This is a genomic window from Bacillus coreaensis (assembly GCF_050586445.1).
Taxonomy (GTDB): domain Bacteria; phylum Bacillota; class Bacilli; order Bacillales; family Cytobacillaceae; genus Robertmurraya_A; species Robertmurraya_A coreaensis.
Genome location: NZ_JBOCCY010000011.1, coordinates 42,755 through 61,340 on the forward strand (window position 1 = coordinate 42,755; position 18,586 = coordinate 61,340).

General features: G+C 37.7%; 19 protein-coding genes. 3 read left to right on the forward strand and 16 right to left on the reverse strand.

Annotated features, from left to right (window positions below; translation table 11 throughout):
* Nucleotides 1–90: 90 nt before the first annotated feature.
* The 9 genes from ACQ5H4_RS16210 to sppA all read right to left on the reverse strand — a co-directional run bounded on the left by ACQ5H4_RS16210 (nt 91) and on the right by sppA (nt 7,455).
* Complete coding sequence (locus tag ACQ5H4_RS16210; protein ID WP_430776041.1) at nt 91–603, reverse strand: MogA/MoaB family molybdenum cofactor biosynthesis protein; 513 nt, start codon at nt 601–603, stop codon at nt 91–93.
* Nucleotides 596–1,438, reverse strand: coding sequence for an EcsC family protein (locus ACQ5H4_RS16215; RefSeq protein WP_430776042.1), 843 nt, complete (start codon nt 1,436–1,438; stop codon nt 596–598). Before ACQ5H4_RS16215 ends, ACQ5H4_RS16210 begins: the two co-directional genes overlap by 8 nt.
* 104 nt (nt 1,439–1,542) lie before the next feature.
* Entirely contained in the window at nt 1,543–2,730 is a 1,188-nt protein-coding gene (locus tag ACQ5H4_RS16220; RefSeq protein WP_430776043.1) for an acetate kinase, read from the reverse strand.
* 222 nt (nt 2,731–2,952) lie between these two features.
* Nucleotides 2,953–3,936 (reverse strand): class I SAM-dependent methyltransferase, encoded by a 984-nt coding sequence (locus ACQ5H4_RS16225; RefSeq protein ID WP_430776044.1) that lies wholly within the window; start codon nt 3,934–3,936, stop codon nt 2,953–2,955.
* A gap of 113 nt (nt 3,937–4,049) precedes the next feature.
* On the reverse strand, nt 4,050–4,550 hold the full coding sequence (gene tpx / locus ACQ5H4_RS16230) for a thiol peroxidase (RefSeq protein WP_430776045.1): 501 nt from the start codon (nt 4,548–4,550) through the stop codon (nt 4,050–4,052).
* Nucleotides 4,551–4,681: 131 nt separating this feature from the next.
* Complete coding sequence (gene ytfJ / locus ACQ5H4_RS16235; protein ID WP_430776046.1) at nt 4,682–5,143, reverse strand: GerW family sporulation protein; 462 nt, start codon at nt 5,141–5,143, stop codon at nt 4,682–4,684.
* Between the two features lie 12 nt (nt 5,144–5,155).
* A complete protein-coding gene (locus ACQ5H4_RS16240) occupies nt 5,156–5,851 on the reverse strand; it encodes a DUF2953 domain-containing protein (RefSeq protein ID WP_430776047.1) in 696 nt (231 codons plus the stop codon).
* 82 nt (nt 5,852–5,933) lie between these two features.
* Nucleotides 5,934–6,401 carry an RDD family protein gene (locus tag ACQ5H4_RS16245; protein ID WP_430776127.1) on the reverse strand — a complete coding sequence of 156 codons (468 nt, stop codon included), beginning with the start codon at nt 6,399–6,401 and terminating at the stop codon, nt 5,934–5,936.
* Nucleotides 6,402–6,444: 43 nt separating this feature from the next.
* On the reverse strand, nt 6,445–7,455 hold the full coding sequence (gene sppA, locus ACQ5H4_RS16250) for a signal peptide peptidase SppA (RefSeq protein WP_430776048.1): 1,011 nt from the start codon (nt 7,453–7,455) through the stop codon (nt 6,445–6,447).
* A 146-nt stretch (nt 7,456–7,601) separates the two neighbouring features.
* On the opposite strand from sppA, the gene ACQ5H4_RS16255 reads away from it, so the two are divergent.
* Both ACQ5H4_RS16255 and ACQ5H4_RS16260 read left to right on the forward strand, forming a co-directional pair.
* Nucleotides 7,602–8,402 carry an NAD kinase gene (locus tag ACQ5H4_RS16255; protein ID WP_430776049.1) on the forward strand — a complete coding sequence of 267 codons (801 nt, stop codon included), beginning with the start codon at nt 7,602–7,604 and terminating at the stop codon, nt 8,400–8,402.
* A 47-nt stretch (nt 8,403–8,449) separates the two neighbouring features.
* Nucleotides 8,450–9,355 carry a nuclease-related domain-containing protein gene (locus ACQ5H4_RS16260; RefSeq protein ID WP_430776050.1) on the forward strand — a complete coding sequence of 302 codons (906 nt, stop codon included), beginning with the start codon at nt 8,450–8,452 and terminating at the stop codon, nt 9,353–9,355.
* Between the two features lie 315 nt (nt 9,356–9,670).
* On the opposite strand, the gene rarD is transcribed toward ACQ5H4_RS16260, so the two are convergent.
* The 6 genes from rarD to ezrA all read right to left on the reverse strand — a co-directional run bounded on the left by rarD (nt 9,671) and on the right by ezrA (nt 16,925).
* Entirely contained in the window at nt 9,671–10,597 is a 927-nt protein-coding gene (gene rarD, locus ACQ5H4_RS16265; protein WP_430776051.1) for an EamA family transporter RarD, read from the reverse strand.
* A 125-nt stretch (nt 10,598–10,722) separates the two neighbouring features.
* Complete coding sequence (mbcS, locus tag ACQ5H4_RS16270; protein WP_430776052.1) at nt 10,723–12,309, reverse strand: acyl-CoA synthetase MbcS; 1,587 nt, start codon at nt 12,307–12,309, stop codon at nt 10,723–10,725.
* Nucleotides 12,310–12,468: 159 nt separating this feature from the next.
* Nucleotides 12,469–12,669 carry an alpha/beta-type small acid-soluble spore protein gene (locus ACQ5H4_RS16275; protein WP_430776053.1) on the reverse strand — a complete coding sequence of 67 codons (201 nt, stop codon included), beginning with the start codon at nt 12,667–12,669 and terminating at the stop codon, nt 12,469–12,471.
* 84 nt (nt 12,670–12,753) lie between these two features.
* On the reverse strand, nt 12,754–13,965 hold the full coding sequence (gene thiI, locus ACQ5H4_RS16280) for a tRNA uracil 4-sulfurtransferase ThiI (protein ID WP_430776054.1): 1,212 nt from the start codon (nt 13,963–13,965) through the stop codon (nt 12,754–12,756).
* Entirely contained in the window at nt 13,965–15,107 is a 1,143-nt protein-coding gene (locus ACQ5H4_RS16285; protein ID WP_430776055.1) for a cysteine desulfurase family protein, read from the reverse strand. Before ACQ5H4_RS16285 ends, thiI begins: the two co-directional genes overlap by 1 nt.
* A 120-nt stretch (nt 15,108–15,227) precedes the next feature.
* A complete protein-coding gene (gene ezrA, locus ACQ5H4_RS16290; RefSeq protein ID WP_430776056.1) occupies nt 15,228–16,925 on the reverse strand; it encodes a septation ring formation regulator EzrA in 1,698 nt (565 codons plus the stop codon).
* A gap of 219 nt (nt 16,926–17,144) precedes the next feature.
* On the opposite strand from ezrA, the gene hisJ reads away from it, so the two are divergent.
* On the forward strand, nt 17,145–17,936 hold the full coding sequence (gene hisJ / locus ACQ5H4_RS16295; RefSeq protein ID WP_430776057.1) for a histidinol-phosphatase HisJ: 792 nt from the start codon (nt 17,145–17,147) through the stop codon (nt 17,934–17,936).
* Here hisJ and refZ read toward each other — a convergent pair.
* Entirely contained in the window at nt 17,933–18,556 is a 624-nt protein-coding gene (gene refZ / locus ACQ5H4_RS16300) for a forespore capture DNA-binding protein RefZ (RefSeq protein WP_430776058.1), read from the reverse strand. The two genes, hisJ and refZ, sit on opposite strands and share 4 nt — an antisense overlap.
* Between the last annotated feature and the right edge of the window lie 30 nt (nt 18,557–18,586).

The window sequence follows — 18,586 nt, forward strand, 5'->3', positions numbered from 1 at the left end:
CCTTCTAATGTAAGAAGTGATTGATTTATTACTCTTCCCAAACTGCCCTTCAATTAACCAAAAAAAAGTGAGCACTAATGTCTCACTTTTTTACAAATCTTTTTTCAATTCCCTCACTATATGGCCGAGCTCAGGCAAGATTAACTTATTCATCGCTAGTCTTACTGCCCCTGTTGAACCTGGAGTAGAAAAGATCGCTTTATTTTGGATAACACCAGCAATCGCTCGAGATAAAATAGCAGCAGAGCCGATGTCTTCTGTATAGCTAAGCATACGAAACAATTCCCCAAACCCACTTATTTCTTTCTCAAATAGCGCTTGAACCGTTTCAATCGTTACATCACGTTTCGCAATACCTGTACCACCATTTGTTAATATAACATCGACCCTTTCATCGGTACAACCCTGAAGAACTTCCCTTGTAATTTCCTCTTGTGAATCTTTAACAATCACATAATCTCCAATTACATGACCATTTTCCTTCAATAAGGATATCATGAGCTGACCACTTTTATCGGTTTCCTCTGTTCTTGTATCACTCACGGTAATGACCTTACATGTCACAGAGCGTGGTGCAGTTTGCTTGTGCTCATCCCTACTCATCGTATGTATTCTCCTTTTCTTCTAGATAACGCAATTGGTAATAGGAGTGAGCAAAATCCGTAACTTTACGTGTTAGTTGATAATTGCTTCCTGCCCCAATCGCCATTGATATAAGAGGAATTCCTTGAAGCGTCTTATTTTTAAAGAAAAGAATCGCAATCGATTTAAAGATCTGCTTCAGAGGTTGTTCCATCCATGTTATATCTGTCAGTTCTTCTTTTCCCTCATAAAAGTATTCTCTATGTTTCCCGAAATCCTGCTTTAATTCTTCCCAGCTATATACCTGCATTCGGACTGGAAGAGTTGCCGCATGAAATACTTTCAATGAATTCATCATTTCAAATGGAGTATTAACTTCGTATCCATAAGTCATAGCAATAAGTTGAATCACTCTAAGATTTATCACGGTTACTGCAGGAAGATCCACACCCAATAAAAGAGCTCCACCAGTTCCAGACATTCCTCCTTGAGCAAAGGAATAAAGTCTATGTCTCGAAATTTGTTGTTCAGCAATGTACTGAAGTTGATCAATACTCAACTGTTTCAAATCGTCAATTTGCGTAATACTTTGGCCGAATACTCTTCCAGCTGATAGGATTCGTTCTTTTGCGTCGAACTGAAGTTGACTTCCTTGTATTAATGCATGTAGATGGAATAACCAGCTATCTAAGGCTATGTAAAACTGTTTTTGGGTTTCTTCTGGTAATAGGGAAAAAACTCGCTCTACGTATTTATCATACGTTACTTCAAGATCATTAGGAGAATAGCTGTAAAGACTCTCTTCCCATTCTTTAATCGAGGCCATCACTTGTTTTTCACGACTTGTTAAAGCCATTGCTTTCCCTCCTTTTTAACTAGCTTAAGTATAGCATACTCATTGTTTTTGGAGAAAAAGCAACAGGCAAATGCCTGATCAGCATTTGCCTGTGTATTAGAATATTATAGAGCTAATTTTAAAACATCACGTGCAATCATAACTTCTTCATTCGTTGGGATAACAATTACTTTTACTGGAGAATGCGGATAGTTAATAAACGCTTCTTCTCCACGCGTCTTGTTTAGAGCTGGATCCCAATATACACCCATAAACTCTAAGCCCTGAAGTACACGTGCACGAATTGCTTGGCTGTTCTCACCAATACCTGCTGTAAAGATGATTGCATCAACACCATACATGCGAGATGCATATGAACCAATATACTTGTGGATTCGGTTACCGAATACTTCTAACGCTAATTCCGCACGTTCATTCCCTTTTTCAGCTTCCAACTCAATATCACGAAGGTCACTTGAGAATCCGGATACGCCTAACATTCCACTCTTTTTATTAAGGATATCCAATACTTCGTCAGCATTGTTTCCTGTTTTCTCCATAATGAAAGGAATTAACGCTGGGTCAATATTTCCTGAACGAGTTCCCATTGTTACACCAGCAAGTGGAGTGAAGCCCATAGATGTATCAATAGACTTACCACCTTCAATCGCTGCAATACTTGCACCATTACCTAAGTGACAAGAAATCAAGCGAAGCTGTTCAAGTGGACGACCTAATAGTTCAGCTGCACGCTCTGACACATACTTATGTGACGTACCGTGGAAACCATATTTACGAATGCCGTAATCTTTATAATACTCGTAAGGCAAGCTGTATAAGAAAGAACTTTCTGGCATGGTTTGATGGAAGGCTGTATCAAATACAGCAACCGCTGACACATTTGGAAGTACTTGTTGGAACGCACGAATTCCAGTAATATTAGCAGGGTTATGAAGAGGTGCTAGCTCTGATAAATCTTCAATCTTACTTAATACTTCATCTGTTATTAAAACAGAGTCATTGAATTCTTCCCCACCATGGACGACACGGTGACCAATACCATTTATTTCTTCAAGTGACTTAATAATACCAGATTCAGTAAGCTTATTTAAAAGCATTTTAACTGCAACAGCATGATCAGGAATATCTGTAACCTCTTCAACCTTTTCACCATTTACAGAAATCGTGAAAATTGAATCTTTAAGGCCAATACGCTCAATTAGCCCTTTTGTAATAACTTCTTCATTCGGCATTTCGAATAATTGAAATTTCAGTGATGAACTTCCTGCGTTAATCGCAATTACCTTTGACATATTATAAGTACCGCTCCTTTTTTAAAGAAACTCTAAAATACGCTAATACAAATATATTTTGCACTAAGACGCTCGTTTCTATCTCTCCATTCCCCATTTAATCACTGCCTCACATACATTTCAAGAACAAGCTAATTTTGGTATCGGTTACAGAATAAAGTAATTATATTCTGAAAATAAGGCAAAAAACCGATAGCACTTTTTTCAGCTATCGGTTCCTTATTATTTGTTCTCTTTTATCCATATATCAATGTTTCTGAGCATTCGCTCCACATCTTGCCCTTTAGAAAGTGTCGGAATGTTGACAAGAAGTACCTGCTTAGGTGGCTTAATGTCTCCCCCTAGTTTTTGCAGGATTAAAATGCTTTTTGCTGCTTGTTTATGTTTAAACATGGTCATTGGTAATTGCAGGATTCCTTGGATATGAGCCTGTTCCTTTAAGAAAGCATGCAGCTTTGGTGCCTCTTCACTTTCAAATAAACCATTGGGAATAATAAAAAATAAATATCCGCCATCCTTCGTGTGTTTCACACTTTGCTCAATAAACAGATGATGAGCGTATGAATGGCCTTCAGATGACTTTAACTGATATTCTTGTGCTCGAACATCATTTGGATAATAGCCAACTGGTAAATCAGCCACGACTGCATCCACAGGATCAATAAATAGCGGTTCTAAACTATCCTGATTGAACAATTCAATTTGATGTTCTTGAAGGTTTGCATTTACGAATGCAAGATGGATCAATAAATCGTCTATGTCTACTCCAATCGCAGTCACCTTTTTATTTACCTGATGATTCATCACCGTCGTTAGTAAGTTCCCAGTACCAACCGCTGGGTCAAGCAATCGGAAATTTGTTGATTGGACAAACTTATCCACTAAATAACCTACCAACATTCCTACAGCATCAGGAGTCATCTGATGATTTGGTTGTACACTTTCCTTCATCCCTTTTAATATAGCTAATTGATACGCCTTACGTAATTCCTCAGCTGAATATTTGTCCGGACGAAACGCTTCGTAGCTTTTCTTTAATCTCTTAAGTGTTAATTCACTTAACTCTTCTTGTAAGACTGATTGTTGAAATAGGTTTTCACCCGTTTCAGCTAATGCCTCTAGGTATGTACAATTTAGCTCCTCCTGTAAAATAGAAGCCGTCTCATTAAACAATGTAAATAAATCTTCTAAAGTAGAAGGTGTCATATTTCTTCCTCCTGAAAAATTCATATCTTCTATTGTATCTAGCATAGGGAAAGAAGGCAATTTTAAAGAGATGTAAAAAAGCCTCGAAGGTGATCGAGGCTTTCTGATCTTGATTATTGTGCTGCTTTCGCTGCTTCTACCGCTGCTTCATAGTTTGGATGATCAGTTGCTTCACTTACATACTCGACGTATGTTACTTTGTCATTAGAGTCAATAACAAAAACAGCACGAGCAAGGAGGCGTAATTCTTGGATTGCCACGCCAAATGCTTCTCCAAAAGAAAGATCTCTATGGTCAGAAACGGTTTGTACTTTATCGATACCTGCAGATGCACACCAACGCTTCTGTGCGAATGGTAAGTCAACGCTAACCGTTAGAATTTGTACATTATCTAACTTCGCTGCTTCTTCGTTAAAACGACGAGTTTGAGCATCACATACTCCTGTATCAATAGATGGTACGACACTGATTAGACGAACTTTACCTTTGCTATCAGCTAATGTAACTGGTGATAAATCATTTGCTAGAACAGAAAAATCAGGTGCTGTGTCGCCCACTTTAACTTCTTGACCTAATAATGTAACAGGATTCCCCTTAAATGTAATTGATGCCATAAAAAAATTCCTCCCTTTCCAGTATATGTACACAAAAATCATAGCCCGTCCAACTTAATTTTGCAAATAATTACGCTCATTTTTCAAAGAAAAAGAGTTAACTCCCTATCAGGAAAGTTAACCCACTAATCTTATATTTGCAAATCATGCTTAGGACCGTTATATTCATCTGGATTTGGCTGTTGGTTATCGCCACTGTTTTGACTTTGATCCTTATTTTTTGACATCATTTGTTGAATTTTGTCCACTGCTTGAGGAGCCAGATCCAAAATCTTTTCATATAAATGTGTACTCTCATCAAGGTGAACCATTTTTACCTCTTTGGAATTTACAATTAAGAATGCAATCGGAGTAATAGAAACGCCTCCACCGCTACCTCCACCAAATGGATGCTTTGAAGCTTCTTCCTTTCCATTATCAAGTGTAAACTCACTACCACCTGCTGCAAATCCAAAGCCAACCTTTGAAACAGTTAAGATTACACTGCCATCAGGGGTTTCAACTGGATCACCAATGATTGTATTTACATCAATCATTTCCTTTAGATTTTCCATTGCTGTTGTCATTAACCCTTGTATTGGATGCTCAGACATTTAAACTCCTCCTTATATGGGTTTAGATTTTTCATTAGATAAAGTAGATAACGGCTTTGTTTTAAAAGTAGGCCGTCCACCCTTCCAAAATTTAATCAGTTTAATTCCTGCTAACATAGCATGCCCGATACGAAATTGAATCATACATGTAAAGGAGGTTTGAGATATCGCCATTTGAAAGTGAGGGGTAACGGTGATTTGCGGAAGATTCCTCATTCGCATATACGTACTCAAAACGCCAATAAGGCTCCCTTTTGCTGCCCAGCATGCCCCAGTAATCATCCCCGTATATGCAGCATTTCCAACACCAATGACGGAGTCCCATTTTATATCTTTAATCGTTACTTTTTTTAGAAACTTGCGGATGATTGTATGCAACCCTACCACATGCTGTATTAAAACCTCGATATCTTTAAAGCTATCTATAATCTCTTTTGGTGAAAATTTACTTGTTTGTTCATCCTTCACTTGTTCTTTTGCACCAGGTTCTTTTTTTGTTTTTACAACAACAGTTGGTGAATCATCATCTATTTGAATGACTGGAATTTCAAGTTTGTATTGAATAAGACCAAATAAAGATTTGAATTTAATTCTCAAATGGTCATCGTCTTGTCCATGATAGAAGTGGATATACACCTTTAGTTTTAAAAAAATGATAAGCAAAAATAAAAGCAATAGTATGATTAGGATTAAAAGTAGCCACTTCATTACTCTCACACCCTTCCGCATATCATTATCGACAATATACAAAAAAATAAACCTGCCAACATATTTGTTGACAGGTTTACTATTATTTCTCATGAACAACTGAGGTATCTGCAAATAAATCATGTATTCCTTGCTTTTTAGGAAGAAAAGCTACGAGCACATATAAAATAAAGATAAACGCGGAAATAAAACGACCAACCCACTCTCGAAAAAGTACCGTGCTCCAAGTTAGCTTTTCACCGTGTAAAGAAATCACCCGTAAACCAAAAATCATTTTTCCTAATGTTTGACCATAGAATTTTGTCATTAATACAAAATATCCATAAAACGTGAGTGCAGTGGCGATTGTAATTGGAGCAAAAAAGTCACCACTATGCAAGTCTAGCCCAATGGCACGAAAGATCGGATTAATGAGGATTCGATCGATACTTCCAATCACAAGTAAATCCAGTAAGTACGCCCAAAATCTCATCCAAAAGCCTGCGAACCGTGCATTCGAGAAAACGGTATACCCTGTTTGAGAGGGAACTGGATGTTCCTCCACTTCCATTGATTCCTTGTCTAATTGATTGTTGTCCATATAATCCCCCTCCTTATTCCGCATACATATACATCAGTCTTGGAGAATTTGGCTGTGACAATAGCTTCATTAGACCAGTCATCTCTATATCTTTCCCAACCATTTTATTAGCTGCCATACTGAATAATGAACCAAAGCCAAAGTTCTCACTATAGCTCACTACCTGCGCTCCAGCTAATTTTTCATTTTTCTTCATAGCTTCTGTTACATCTTCAAAATATCCAAAATCATCAATTAAACCAATTTCTTTTGCCTGTCTTCCATCATAGATTCGACCGTCTGCAATCGTTCTTACTTCTTCTTCAGTCAATCCTCTACCAGATGCAATCACATTCACAAATCCTTCGTAAGAGTTGTTAATCATCGTTTGAAGGATATTTTTTTCCTCTTCTGTCATCTCTCTCGAAGGACTCATTATATCCTTAAACTCTCCACTTTTAATTGTTACAAACTCCACGCCATATTTTTCTGCTAATCCAGCATAATTTACTCCCTGCATAATTACTCCTAACGAGCCCGTTAACGTTTCAGGACTTGCGTAAATTTTATCAGCAGGGGCAGAAATATAATACCCTCCTGAAGCTGCCATAGAACCCATTGATACATAGATTGGTTTTTTTGTCTCTTCAGAGATTTCTACGAGTTTGTCATGAATCTCTGCACTTTCAACCACACCGCCACCAGGTGAATTGACCTTTAAAATAATTCCTTTCACATCTTTATCTTCTTTCACATGATCCAAGTTCTCCATAAAAGCTGAATGATTATATCCAGGTGACTGGAAAAATGATGTTACATCCCCCGTATCTTGAATCGCTCCATTTACTTCTAGCACAGCAATTTTCTTTGCTGCATTTCCTTCCTCAATTACTTCTTCGATAAAAGGCTCCTCTGTGGCCGAAAACACCTCTGTCCATGAGCTCTCGATATTGCTAAAAGCCATCGAAGAGAGTGCATTTGTCACCCAAGAAAAAACTAATAATACTACAGCAATACCGAGTGCTGTCCAACGCTTTCCATTCATCTAGAATCCTCCTTTTTCCACTTCCTCTACTATTACGGTTCTCCTTTTAAAATGTTTCAAAAACAGGTAAACTAAATTCCATAGCCTACATTTTAACAAAATAAAGATATAATGGTAAATTTAAAATCTGTCTGGAGGAATTTACAATGCCAAACCGTCGAAATATTTTTTTATATCACAAAAAAGATTCGGATATGTTAGAAACGGTTTCACCACTTTATGAGCTTGCAGCCCAACAAGGGTTTACGGTAGTCAAAGACCACAAAGACGCAAATATTATCGTTAGTGTCGGTGGAGATGGAACGTTCCTACAAGCTGTTAGAAAGACTGGCTTTCGTGAGGACTGCCTATATGCAGGGATTTCCACAAGTGAAAGTTTAAAGGTTTACTGTGACTTTCATATCAATGAAACTGATAAAATGATTGAGGCTATGACAAATGAACAAATAGAAGTGAGACGCTACCCAACTATTGATGTTTTGGTGGATGGACAAATGTCGTTCCAATGTTTGAACGAGTTTAGTATTCGCTCATCTATTATTAAGACATTCGTTCTAGAAGTATTTATTGATGATCTTCATTTCGAAACCTTCCGTGGAGACGGGATAATCGTTTCTACACCAACAGGCAGTACAGCATATAGTAAATCAGTCAACGGAGCAGTTGTAGATCCATTCCTACCGTCAATGCAAGTAAGTGAGCTTGCGTCCTTAAATACGAATTATTATCGTACGCTAGGATCCCCATTTATCTTAAGCGGAGAAAGAAAGCTTTCCTTAAGAGTTGTACAAGATGGAAACGATCACCCAACAATGGGCATGGACAATGAAGCCCTCAGCTTACAACATGTCGAGAGAGTGGATATCCAACTAAGTGAAAAGAAAATTAAAACGGTAAAGCTGAAGGACAACTCGTTCTGGGAAAAAGTGAAGAGAACATTCTTATAATTTGATTTCGGGGGCTTTGGACAAGCCCCTATTTAGGAGGTTATCAATTGATCATAAAACAAAGAACGGTACCGAAAGAACTCTTGATTTTAAGGTACTTGGATAAACGAATGAAATTACTAGAGGTTGCTCGGCTTGAAAAATTGGAAAAAGGGTATGCCGGAGAATTGCAGTGGGATTACCTAATGACTAATGGGCTATCATCCCCCAATTATTTAATGATGAATGATTTATTATTTACAAATAGTGGTGGACATACATTTCAAATTGACTCATTGCTCTTGAAAAAGAAGTTTATCATTTTTGAAGTGAAAAATTTTGACGGAGAATATTTTTTAGAAAATAATCGTTGGTATACGATTAAGAAAACGGAAATCCAAAACCCCCTCATACAACTCCAGCGAACCGAAACCGCCTTTAGAAGATTATTAAAAGACCTAGGCATAAACATCCCCGTTGAAGCTTATCTAGTATTTGTAAACCCCGAGTTCACTCTCTTTTATGCACCCATTCATTCTTCTATGTTACTACCAAGTCAAATAAATCGATTTATACAAAATACCAATCGCGATGTTTATAGTATTACTGCTCACGATGAAGCTCTTGCAGAGAGAATTGTCTCATGCCATTTGGATAAAAACCCATTTGAACGATTGCCTAATTATAGTTATCAAGAGTTAATAAAAGGAATTCCTTGTTCATATTGTGGAATGTTTCTATTTCCATGTAGTCAATCCTATATATACTGTAAATCTTGCGGTAATAGGCAGCTAGTTGAAGAAGCTATACTAAGAAGCCTTGTCGAATTTCAAAAACTGTTTCCCGATAAACTGCTAACTACTAATGGTGTATTTGACTGGTGCGGAGGGGTTGTATCGGAAAAATCTGTACGACGCATACTAAAGAAACAATATATTAGTCAAAGCTCGCAGCGATACACTTACTTTATTTAGATCTGATTTTTTCGTTGAACCTAGCCATCTTCTTTCTATCTAACTACTTTACCTTTTTTCCACCCAACGAGGCAGATAGAACTGCTCTATTTGACCGCTTCACTTGTTCCGCCGCCCAACCGGGCAATTAGAACTCCTCTATTTGACCGCTTCACTTGTTCCACCGCTCAACCGGGCAATTAGAACTCCTCTATTTGACCGCTTCACTTATTCCGCCGACCAACCGGGCAATTAGAACTCCATTAACTCATCCTTTTATGGCACAAACCACAGTTAAAAAGCTGACTGCCAAGCAGTCAGCTTCTCCTTTTCCCATTAGGCTCCAGATCTTTTCCGAAATGATCCTGCAGAGTTGGTAAATAATTTGGTCCTGGATATGGTGTATATTGTCAATGCGGACCAGATAAAGATAAATGCTTGTAGGTGGTGTTTTGTAAACTGCTCTCCATATACAAGTACACCTAATATAAGCGTAATCGTTGGTGCGATATATTGCAGTAATCCTAGCATGGATAACGGAATCTTTTGAGCTCCTTTTGCAAAATACAGAAGCGGCAAGGCAGTCGCTGCTCCAGCTCCGACCAATAATAGATTAGTTGTTACAGAACCTGCAAATAACGCATGCTCCCCATTGAAAAATAAGAAAACCATATAAGCTAAGGCAAACGGGGTAACAACCATTGTCTCTAATGTTAGACCAACAGCAGAGTCTACTTTAATCATTTTTTTCGCTAGTCCATAAACCCCGAAGGAGAATGCTAATACAATCGATATCCACGGAAACTTGCCGTACGAAATTCCTAAAATCAGTACCCCAATTCCAGCGATGATAAAGGATACATACTGAGCAGGAGAAAGCTTCTCTTTTAAGAAAATAACTCCTAATAGAACACTGACTAACGGATTAATATAATACCCCAGGCTCGCTTCAATCATATGATGATGATTCACTGCCCATATATAAATAAACCAGTTGGTACTAATTAATAAAGATGCGATAATTAGTGCATACATTTCTTTACGGTTTTGCCTAAACCCTTTTAAGACCGAAAGCAAATCTCCGATCTTTTTTGAAAAAAATAAAACTACCATCATAAACACAAATGACCAGAAGATACGGTTGGCTAGAATATCCTCAGCATTTACATGTTCGAGCAGTTTCCAATAAACCGGTAATATTCCCCAAATTAAATACGAAAGGCCTGCATATAACACACCTTGTTTTATCTCTTTTTTCTCCATGTGGACCCTCTATTCTTTCTAGACTCGAAACAATAACTTATTATAAGGGGAAATTTCCTTTCACGCTATACATTTTTTCAAAATAAAAAGAGAAGAAATGGTATTCTTCTCCCAAGTACAACTCATTAATTTTGGCCAGCAAGCTCTTGCTCTCTTATCCTTAACTCAACACGGCGAATTTTCCCAGAGGTTGTTTTCGGTAGTTCTTTGATAAAATCAATTTTTCTTGGATATTTATAAGGGGCTGTTAACTCCTTGACGTGATTTTGAAGGGTGCTGATTAATTGTGGATCATTTTCATCAATGCCCTCTTTTAAGACAATAAATGCTTTCACCACATTCCCACGCACCTCATCAGGGCTTGCAACCACCGCGCATTCTTTAACGAATGGATGCTTAACCAATGCGTCTTCTACTTCAAAAGGTCCGATGGTATAACCAGAGCTAATAATAATATCATCACCACGGCCTTCAAACCAAAAGTAACCGTCCTCATCTTTTTTTGCTTTATCACCCGTCACATAGTAATCACCGCGAAACTGCATAGCTGTTCTTTCTGGATCCTTGTAGTAATTTTTAAATAGTGCTGGTGTATCGACGTGAACAGCGATATCTCCTACCTCTCCGACCTCACACGCTTCACCGTACTCATTAATAATTTCTACATGGTTACCTGGAGTTGGTTTCCCCATTGAGCCTGCTTTTAGTTCCATTCCCTTTGTAATACCTACAAGTAATGTGTTCTCTGTTTGCCCATAACCATCACGAACATCGACCTGGAAGTACTTTTTGAATGTATCAATGACATTTCTGTTTAATGGCTCCCCAGCTGATACAGCACTGTGAAGGCTATGCAGTTGATATTCATGTATATTTTCTACCTTTGCCATCAATCGATACTCAGTTGGAGTACAGCAAAGTACGTTTATATTGTAATCTTGCAATAAGCTCAAGTATTTGCTTGGATCAAACTTTCCATTGTATACAAAACCAGTAGCTCCTGAGCCTAACACTGATAAAAAAGGACTCCAAATCCATTTTTGCCACCCAGGCCCTGCCGTTGCCCATACACGATCTCCTTCTTCTATACATAACCAGTGTGGAGCAGCTGTTCTCAGATGAGCATAAGCCCACCCATGCGTATGAACAACCCCTTTTGGATTCCCTGTCGTTCCTGAAGTATAAGATAAGAAAGCCATATCATCACATCTTGTAGATGCTACTTCTAGTTCTGTAGAAGCTGTCTTCATTTCTTCTTCTAACGTCTTCCACCCTTCTGCTTTTCCACCAATGACAAACCGAGGGATACCGTTACACACATCTATCTCACTAAATTGTTCAATATAAGGATAATAACTTATAACTGCCTTTACGTCTCCGTGTTGAATACGGTATTGAAGGTCCTTTGTACGCAGCATTTCCGAGCTTGGAATAACAACGAGTCCAGCTTTTAGCGCTGCAATATATACCTCGTAGGCTTCAATCAATCGAGGCACGACAATTAGAATAACATCACCTTGTTTTAATCCCTCATTTAAGAAAACGTTTCCAATTTTATTAGCATTCACTAATAATTGTTGATAGGTGATTTGCTGTTTACGTCCCTGCTCATCTTCCCAAATAAGGGCAACTCTTTCGTGATCGTCAGAAAATCGTTCCATTTCACTTACTACATTATATTTTTCAGGTGCTAGTAAATCTTCTCGTTTCACTGCCTCTCCCCCTAAAATATTTTCTATGTACTGTCCCTGATGTCACACATGTTATTATACAAAATTATTTTAAAATTTAAAATTGTTTTATAACAAATAAAAGAGGCACCCCGTTTAAGGGAATGCCTCTGTAGCCATTTCTCTATTTAGTTGGAGTGATTATTGTCTTCCGCTCATAGACTGTTGAGCAAAAGAAACTAGGCGTTTTGTAATTTCTCCACCAACAGATCCGTTAGCACGAGAAGTTGTTTCAGCACCTAAGTTAACACCAAACTCAGTAGCGATTTCGTACTTCATTTGGTCGATAGCTTGTTGAGCACCTGCTACAAGTAATTGATTTGAATTGTTGTTGCTTGCCATGTGAATCACCTCCTTGTGAGTATAGAATGTGTCAAACACATGGCCTTCATTCAAATAATCACTTGGAAATTGTTCACAATTACGTTAGAATAATTCTCCAAATATTTGATCCTTTTTATTGTGATCTGGTTTTATTTGAATGGTTTCAACTTTATCAACTGCTTCTTGAATTAGCTGCTCAAAGTCAACAAAGCCTTCGTAATATTGAACCTTTTCAAGCTTTGGTTTTGTTTTCGGGGCTGCAGGGACAAAAACAGTACAACAGTCCTCATAAGGCTGTATCGAAATATGATGGGTATCAATCGTTTTTGCGATATTAATTATTTCAGACTTATCCATAGTGATTAAAGGTCTTAATATCGGTGTGGATGTAACATCATTAATCGCAAGCATGCTTTCTAAGGTTTGACTAGCCACTTGGCCTAAGCTTTCTCCCGTTACGATGGCTAATCCTTCAAATTTGCGGCGAATTTCTTCAGTTATTCGAAGCATCATCCGTCTAGTTGCCGTCATGGTATAGTTCTCAGGTATTTGCTTTTGTATAAGCTGTTGAATAGCCGTAAAAGGAACGATATGGAGAGTAAAGTAACCGCCATTTAGTAATGACAACTTTTCTGCTAATTCAACTACCTTTTGTTTGGAACGCTCACTAGTAAAAGGGGGACTAAAGAAATGAACAGCCTCTATTTCAACCCCTCTTTTCATGGCCATATAGCCAGCAACTGGGCTATCAATTCCACCAGATAGCATCAACATGGCCTTTCCGCTAGATCCGATAGGCATACCACCTGCCCCCATAATCGTCTCGATTGAGAGATAAACAGCTTCTGTACGTACCTCAACCTGAACATTAATGGTTGGATTTTTCACATCTACCTTTAAGTCAGGGACATTTTGTAAAATGTGAGAACCAAGAGCATAATTTAGTTGCCCCGTATCAAGAGGATATTCCTTATTTGCCCGTCTCGTTGAAATTTTAAAAGTATCTCCTACACTATATTTGTTTAAGAATAATTGTAAAGCCGCATCCTTAATTTCCTCGAGCTCCAAGCTAGTCTTAATAACCGGACTAAAGGACTGAATGCCAGGAAGGATTTTTAACTTCTCGATAATTCCCTCACCATTTTCCCCATTTAACAAAATATACATACGGTCCCTAGTGGTCTCAATAATGATGTTTGGAAAGTCTGTTAGTGCACGCTTAGCACTTCTTTTCAACTTTTCAACAAACTTCGTACGATTTCTTCCCTTAGTTGATATCTCTCCGTACCTTATTAAAATTCGATCATAATTCATTAGTGCATAACCTCTCTTAGTTCAGTAACTGTTGTTTGTATGATTGAAATCACCTTATTTGCCTCTTCAAGTGTGTTTTCATACGATAAGCTCATGCGAATCGCACTTTCTGCGACGTCCTTTGAGACATTCATAGCCAATAGCGTATGGCTTATGGCCTTCTTTTTTGAAGAACACGCACTTGTCGTCGAGACGATTAACCCTTTCTCTTCTAACGCATGTACAAATACTTCTCCTCTAAAACCTTTTACAGAGAAATTTATGATATGAGGAGCTCGCCCTTTGCTTGGAGTATGAATGACAATATCTTCAAGCATTTTTAGTTCTTTAAGTAGATAACTTTGAATTTCGGATATTTGGGCCAACTTCGTTTCATAACTTTGTAAAGTTAATCGCAATGCTTTTGCCATTGAAACAGCACCGGCAACATTCTCCGTCCCACTTCGAAGCTTCCATTCTTGATTTCCTCCTGAAAAAAGTGGAGAAATATGGACCCCCTCACGAACGACTAACACTCCTGTTCCCTTTAACCCATTAAATTTATGTGCTGATATCGAGCAGAGATCAATATGGTGTTTTTGAATATCGAGAGCTACTTTTCCAACCCCTTGTACAAAATCCACATGAAATAATATCTTTGAATATCCTTTTAGCATGTCGCCGATTTCTTCAATAGGCTGAATGGTACCAACCTCATTATTGACATGCATAATCGACACTAATATCGTATCGTGACAGATGGCCTCTTCTATTTCAGTAACAGAAACTCTACCTTCCGCATCAACTGGAATGACCGTTATTCGAAACCCTAATTCCTTCAGCTGCTGATACGCTTCTCTTACGGAAGCGTGCTCAACCGCTGATGTAATAATATGATTCCCTCTGTTTCGATACATAAGTGCTGTACCTTTAATTGCTAAGTTATTGCTTTCCGTACCTCCTGATGTAAAGTAAACCTCGCTCGGATTTACCTGTAATAGCTCACCTATTTGTTTTCTAGCTTGAGTTAACAAGCTCTCCGCTTCTACACCTAATTGATGAATAGACGACGGATTGCCAAAAAAATCACTTGAAACTTTTACAAATGAATCCACAACTTCTGGAAATGGTTTCGTGGTTGCACTGTTATCAAAATAAATCATGTCTGAAAACCCCTTTTTCTTACCAATCACGGGTAAACTCAACTAACAATGTTATCATATAAATGACAATCAGGAAAACGAATAGGAAAAGACCGCTTCAACAAAAGCGGTCTTTTCCATTTAAACCTCTACCGTTTCTTGTAATAACGCTTCAATCCGCTTTAATGCACCAGGCTCTACTTCCTCAATAGAGGTTGCTGCAACTTCCAGTGCTGCTTGATAGTCATAGCTTCTAAAAGCAATTTCCGCATCTACCAAAGCTTTTTGTACTGCCGGATAACTGCTCCGGTATCTATTGCCATACTGTATTACCTTTTCAGATAAAAGAACCGTTTCAATGAGCTGAGACGTATGGTCAAATACTTTATCTACCGTCATTACAGCCACCTCTAAATATTTTTGAACGGTAGGGATATTTAATGGCTTTTCTTCTAACTTTGATTTCACATTAAAAATGCTCTCTCTTGCATCCTCTAATAAATAACGATATTCTTCTGGAAGACCTGGAATATTACTTTTATTTACAAGGCGAATGCAATCAGCAATTTTTTTGGAAAGTTCAACTACTGTCTCCCGTGCGGCAATTTCATCTTTTCTAAGTGTTTGTAGTCGATCAGCGTATTCTTTTTGCTCAACAGTTAATTTTTCAAGCTCGAGCTTTAACTCAGCTAGCTCATCCTTTAGTATCGTAAGAGCCGTTTCATCAGCTACAATTTTGTGTTCTAATACTTCAAAACGTTTCATTAACTGAGCTAATTTCTTTTCAAACTGCACTTGCCCTTCGACTTCGCTCTCTTCAAGGTGATAACTCTGCAGGACTTCCTGCACTTCAACCTTTAGTACATTATTTTCTTCTTTTACTGCAAATAACATGCTTCTCGTTGGCTCTTCGTTTTCTATAACAAACCGTTTGGCATTAACCTCTTGTTCCAATTGATCATAAATTACTTCAATTTTTTCCTTTACTTCATCTATTTTCTTTTGAAGCTCATCAATCTCCGTTTGTTCAATCAACTCCAAACATTCATTTACTTCTGAGTGAAGTTTTTCTAACTCCTCTTCAAAATGAAGATGTTCTAGCGGATAGCCTTGATTCTGCATCTCACGGAATCCGTCTCTAAGATTCTCGATTTCTGAAGGAATACTTGATTGGCATTCAATGAGTAAATTTGGAATAGCATCCATCTTCTTGCTCAATTCATCTGTTTTTGACTGAATTAAAAGCACAACCTCACGAGCTTGCAGATAATCGCCGTTTTCTGTTCTTTCCTCAAAATTAGTAAAGCATGCTACTATTTCATCTAGAAGGATTTCTAACTTTGCTTCAGCACGTCCAAAATTATGACGGTGTGCAAGTAGAGTTTTACGGCGCTCACGATACACCTCTTTTAACTCTTCAATTTCTATTCTATTTTTCTCTTCACTTCCAACCAATTCATTGATTTCGTCAAGTAACTTTTGAATTTTTTCTTCCGTTTCTTTTAAATGAGAATCAATGGCACGCTGAACCTGTTTGGCTTTATTAAAGCGGTAGCGGTCAATGTATTCCTCCGCATCAAATAGATACTCTTCTACCTCTGGAAGCTGACTGGTTACGATGTCATCCCAATCATTTCTCCAGTTCTCAAATAGTTCTTCTGTTTCACCCGTCATATTAAGCTGTTTTACCTTCGACATTTCATCAAGGACTGGGCGATTCGTTATATCTATTTTCCAGTTCTCCAGACGGTCAATTTCTTTATAAAGCTTTTTTTTCATCGTATATCCAATCACGTACAGAGCTAGTAAAAGAACTAAGCCCCCGATTATGTACTCCATGTTAAGCCCCCTGTTCTCATCCGAGCTACATTTATGTTATCTATAATAAAGGTTCATATAAATGTATTTTCAATGCTCTTATGATACCATGTAAACGACATTTTTTGACTATTAATTTCAAATTTTTTGTACTAAAATTTATTTACAATCACTTCAGCTACATCACATCTCTTTTTTCGACAAATACTGCAAAATTATAAACAAGGAGGCTTACTCAACATGCGTGATGGTCATGTCCATTCAAAGTTTTGTCCCCATGGTTCAAAAGATGCTTTTCATACCTATATAGAGCACGCTATGGAACTTGGATTTACCACTATCTCATTTACGGAACACGCTCCCCTTCCTGCTGGATTTACCGATCCAACTCCACTTAAAGACAGCGCTATGAAAATGGAGGATTTACCGGCATATTTAGAAGAGCTAGCTGTTCTAAGAGAAAAATATAAAGGAAAGATTACCATACATACAGGTTTAGAAGTAGATTTCATTGAGGGATTTGAAAAAGAAACAACAGAATTTCTAAACAAATACGGTCCATTACTGACAGATAGTATTTTGTCAGTCCATTTTTTAAAGCATGAAGGAGAATATGATTGTTTAGATTATAGTCCTGACGTATTTGGTGATCTGATTAACCGTTATGGTGGGATAGAAAAAGTATATGAAGCCTACTACCGAACGCTTTTACTATCCATAAAATCTAATTTAGGAAGGTATAAGCCCAAACGTATCGGACATATAACTTTAGTGAATAAATTCCAAAAAAAATATCCTTGTTCAGTTAACTTTAACAAGGAAATACAAAGTATTTTAATAGAAATAAAACAAAAAAACTACGAGCTCGATTATAACGGCGCAGGTACAGCAAAGCCGTTATGTCGGGAACCTTATCCACCAACAGCGATAGCTAACCAAGCCATTCAATTAAACATTCCGATGATATATGGATCGGATGCTCATCAGGCGAAGGAACTCCTTCAAGGGTACGAGCAATTACTAAGAAATTAAAACACTAATTCCTTTGGATGGTGGGGTGTTAATACACCTTCAATCCAGTTATTGATTTCACCAATATATTTCTGTGTAAAATACGGTTCATGAGGAAAAACATGAAGAACCTCTGAGAGATAATGGGTATTTAGAAAAGGCATGGATAAAAGCGATTTGAGTTGGACAATAGTAAAAGTGACAGACACTTGTCTGAACTCTCCGGTTATGATTCCTTCCTCAATAACCGCTTTAAAATAATACTTTTCCTTTGCAAAGTACGTACTCATTATTTCTCGAACGGTTTGTGAATCAATGGACATTTCTCTTAAAATTAATCTTGTCAGCTGCATGTTCTCCGTGTGGTAATTAATAATGCTTTCAGCCATTTTCTGAAGTGTTGCCTTTGCTCCTTGGTCAATACATAAAAACGCTGATTCAAGTTCTGCAATATACGCTTCAAAATACTTTAAAAAGCAATACTCAAGTAGACCATGTTTATTCTGGAAATAGTAGGAGATGTTAGAGACGTTGCTGTTTGCCTTTTGGGCAATATCTCGAATCGTTGTTCCTGAAAACCCCTTCGTGTTAAAAAGATAAATCGCTGCCTCGACAATGGAATCCTTTGAATTTTTCTTCATTTGGAACCACCTCCATCTCTTAATCACAGA

What these genes read in the sequence shown, in the direction of transcription:
- ACQ5H4_RS16210 (WP_430776041.1), bottom strand. Translation starts at nt 603, where the DNA reads ATGAGTAGGGATGAGCACAAGCAAACTGCACCACGCTCTGTGACATGT.
- ACQ5H4_RS16215 (WP_430776042.1), bottom strand. Translation starts at nt 1,438, where the DNA reads ATGGCTTTAACAAGTCGTGAAAAACAAGTGATGGCCTCGATTAAAGAA.
- ACQ5H4_RS16220 (WP_430776043.1), bottom strand. Translation starts at nt 2,730, where the DNA reads ATGTCAAAGGTAATTGCGATTAACGCAGGAAGTTCATCACTGAAATTT.
- ACQ5H4_RS16225 (WP_430776044.1), bottom strand. Translation starts at nt 3,936, where the DNA reads ATGACACCTTCTACTTTAGAAGATTTATTTACATTGTTTAATGAGACG.
- tpx (WP_430776045.1), bottom strand. Translation starts at nt 4,550, where the DNA reads ATGGCATCAATTACATTTAAGGGGAATCCTGTTACATTATTAGGTCAA.
- ytfJ (WP_430776046.1), bottom strand. Translation starts at nt 5,143, where the DNA reads ATGTCTGAGCATCCAATACAAGGGTTAATGACAACAGCAATGGAAAAT.
- ACQ5H4_RS16240 (WP_430776047.1), bottom strand. Translation starts at nt 5,851, where the DNA reads ATGAAGTGGCTACTTTTAATCCTAATCATACTATTGCTTTTATTTTTG.
- ACQ5H4_RS16245 (WP_430776127.1), bottom strand. Translation starts at nt 6,401, where the DNA reads ATGGAAGTGGAGGAACATCCAGTTCCCTCTCAAACAGGGTATACCGTT.
- sppA (WP_430776048.1), bottom strand. Translation starts at nt 7,455, where the DNA reads ATGAATGGAAAGCGTTGGACAGCACTCGGTATTGCTGTAGTATTATTA.
- ACQ5H4_RS16255 (WP_430776049.1), top strand. Translation starts at nt 7,602, where the DNA reads ATGCCAAACCGTCGAAATATTTTTTTATATCACAAAAAAGATTCGGAT.
- rarD (WP_430776051.1), bottom strand. Translation starts at nt 10,597, where the DNA reads ATGGAGAAAAAAGAGATAAAACAAGGTGTGTTATATGCAGGCCTTTCG.
- ACQ5H4_RS16275 (WP_430776053.1), bottom strand. Translation starts at nt 12,669, where the DNA reads ATGGCAAGCAACAACAATTCAAATCAATTACTTGTAGCAGGTGCTCAA.
- thiI (WP_430776054.1), bottom strand. Translation starts at nt 13,965, where the DNA reads ATGAATTATGATCGAATTTTAATAAGGTACGGAGAGATATCAACTAAG.
- ACQ5H4_RS16285 (WP_430776055.1), bottom strand. Translation starts at nt 15,107, where the DNA reads ATGATTTATTTTGATAACAGTGCAACCACGAAACCATTTCCAGAAGTT.
- ezrA (WP_430776056.1), bottom strand. Translation starts at nt 16,925, where the DNA reads ATGGAGTACATAATCGGGGGCTTAGTTCTTTTACTAGCTCTGTACGTG.
- hisJ (WP_430776057.1), top strand. Translation starts at nt 17,145, where the DNA reads ATGCGTGATGGTCATGTCCATTCAAAGTTTTGTCCCCATGGTTCAAAA.
- refZ (WP_430776058.1), bottom strand. Translation starts at nt 18,556, where the DNA reads ATGAAGAAAAATTCAAAGGATTCCATTGTCGAGGCAGCGATTTATCTT.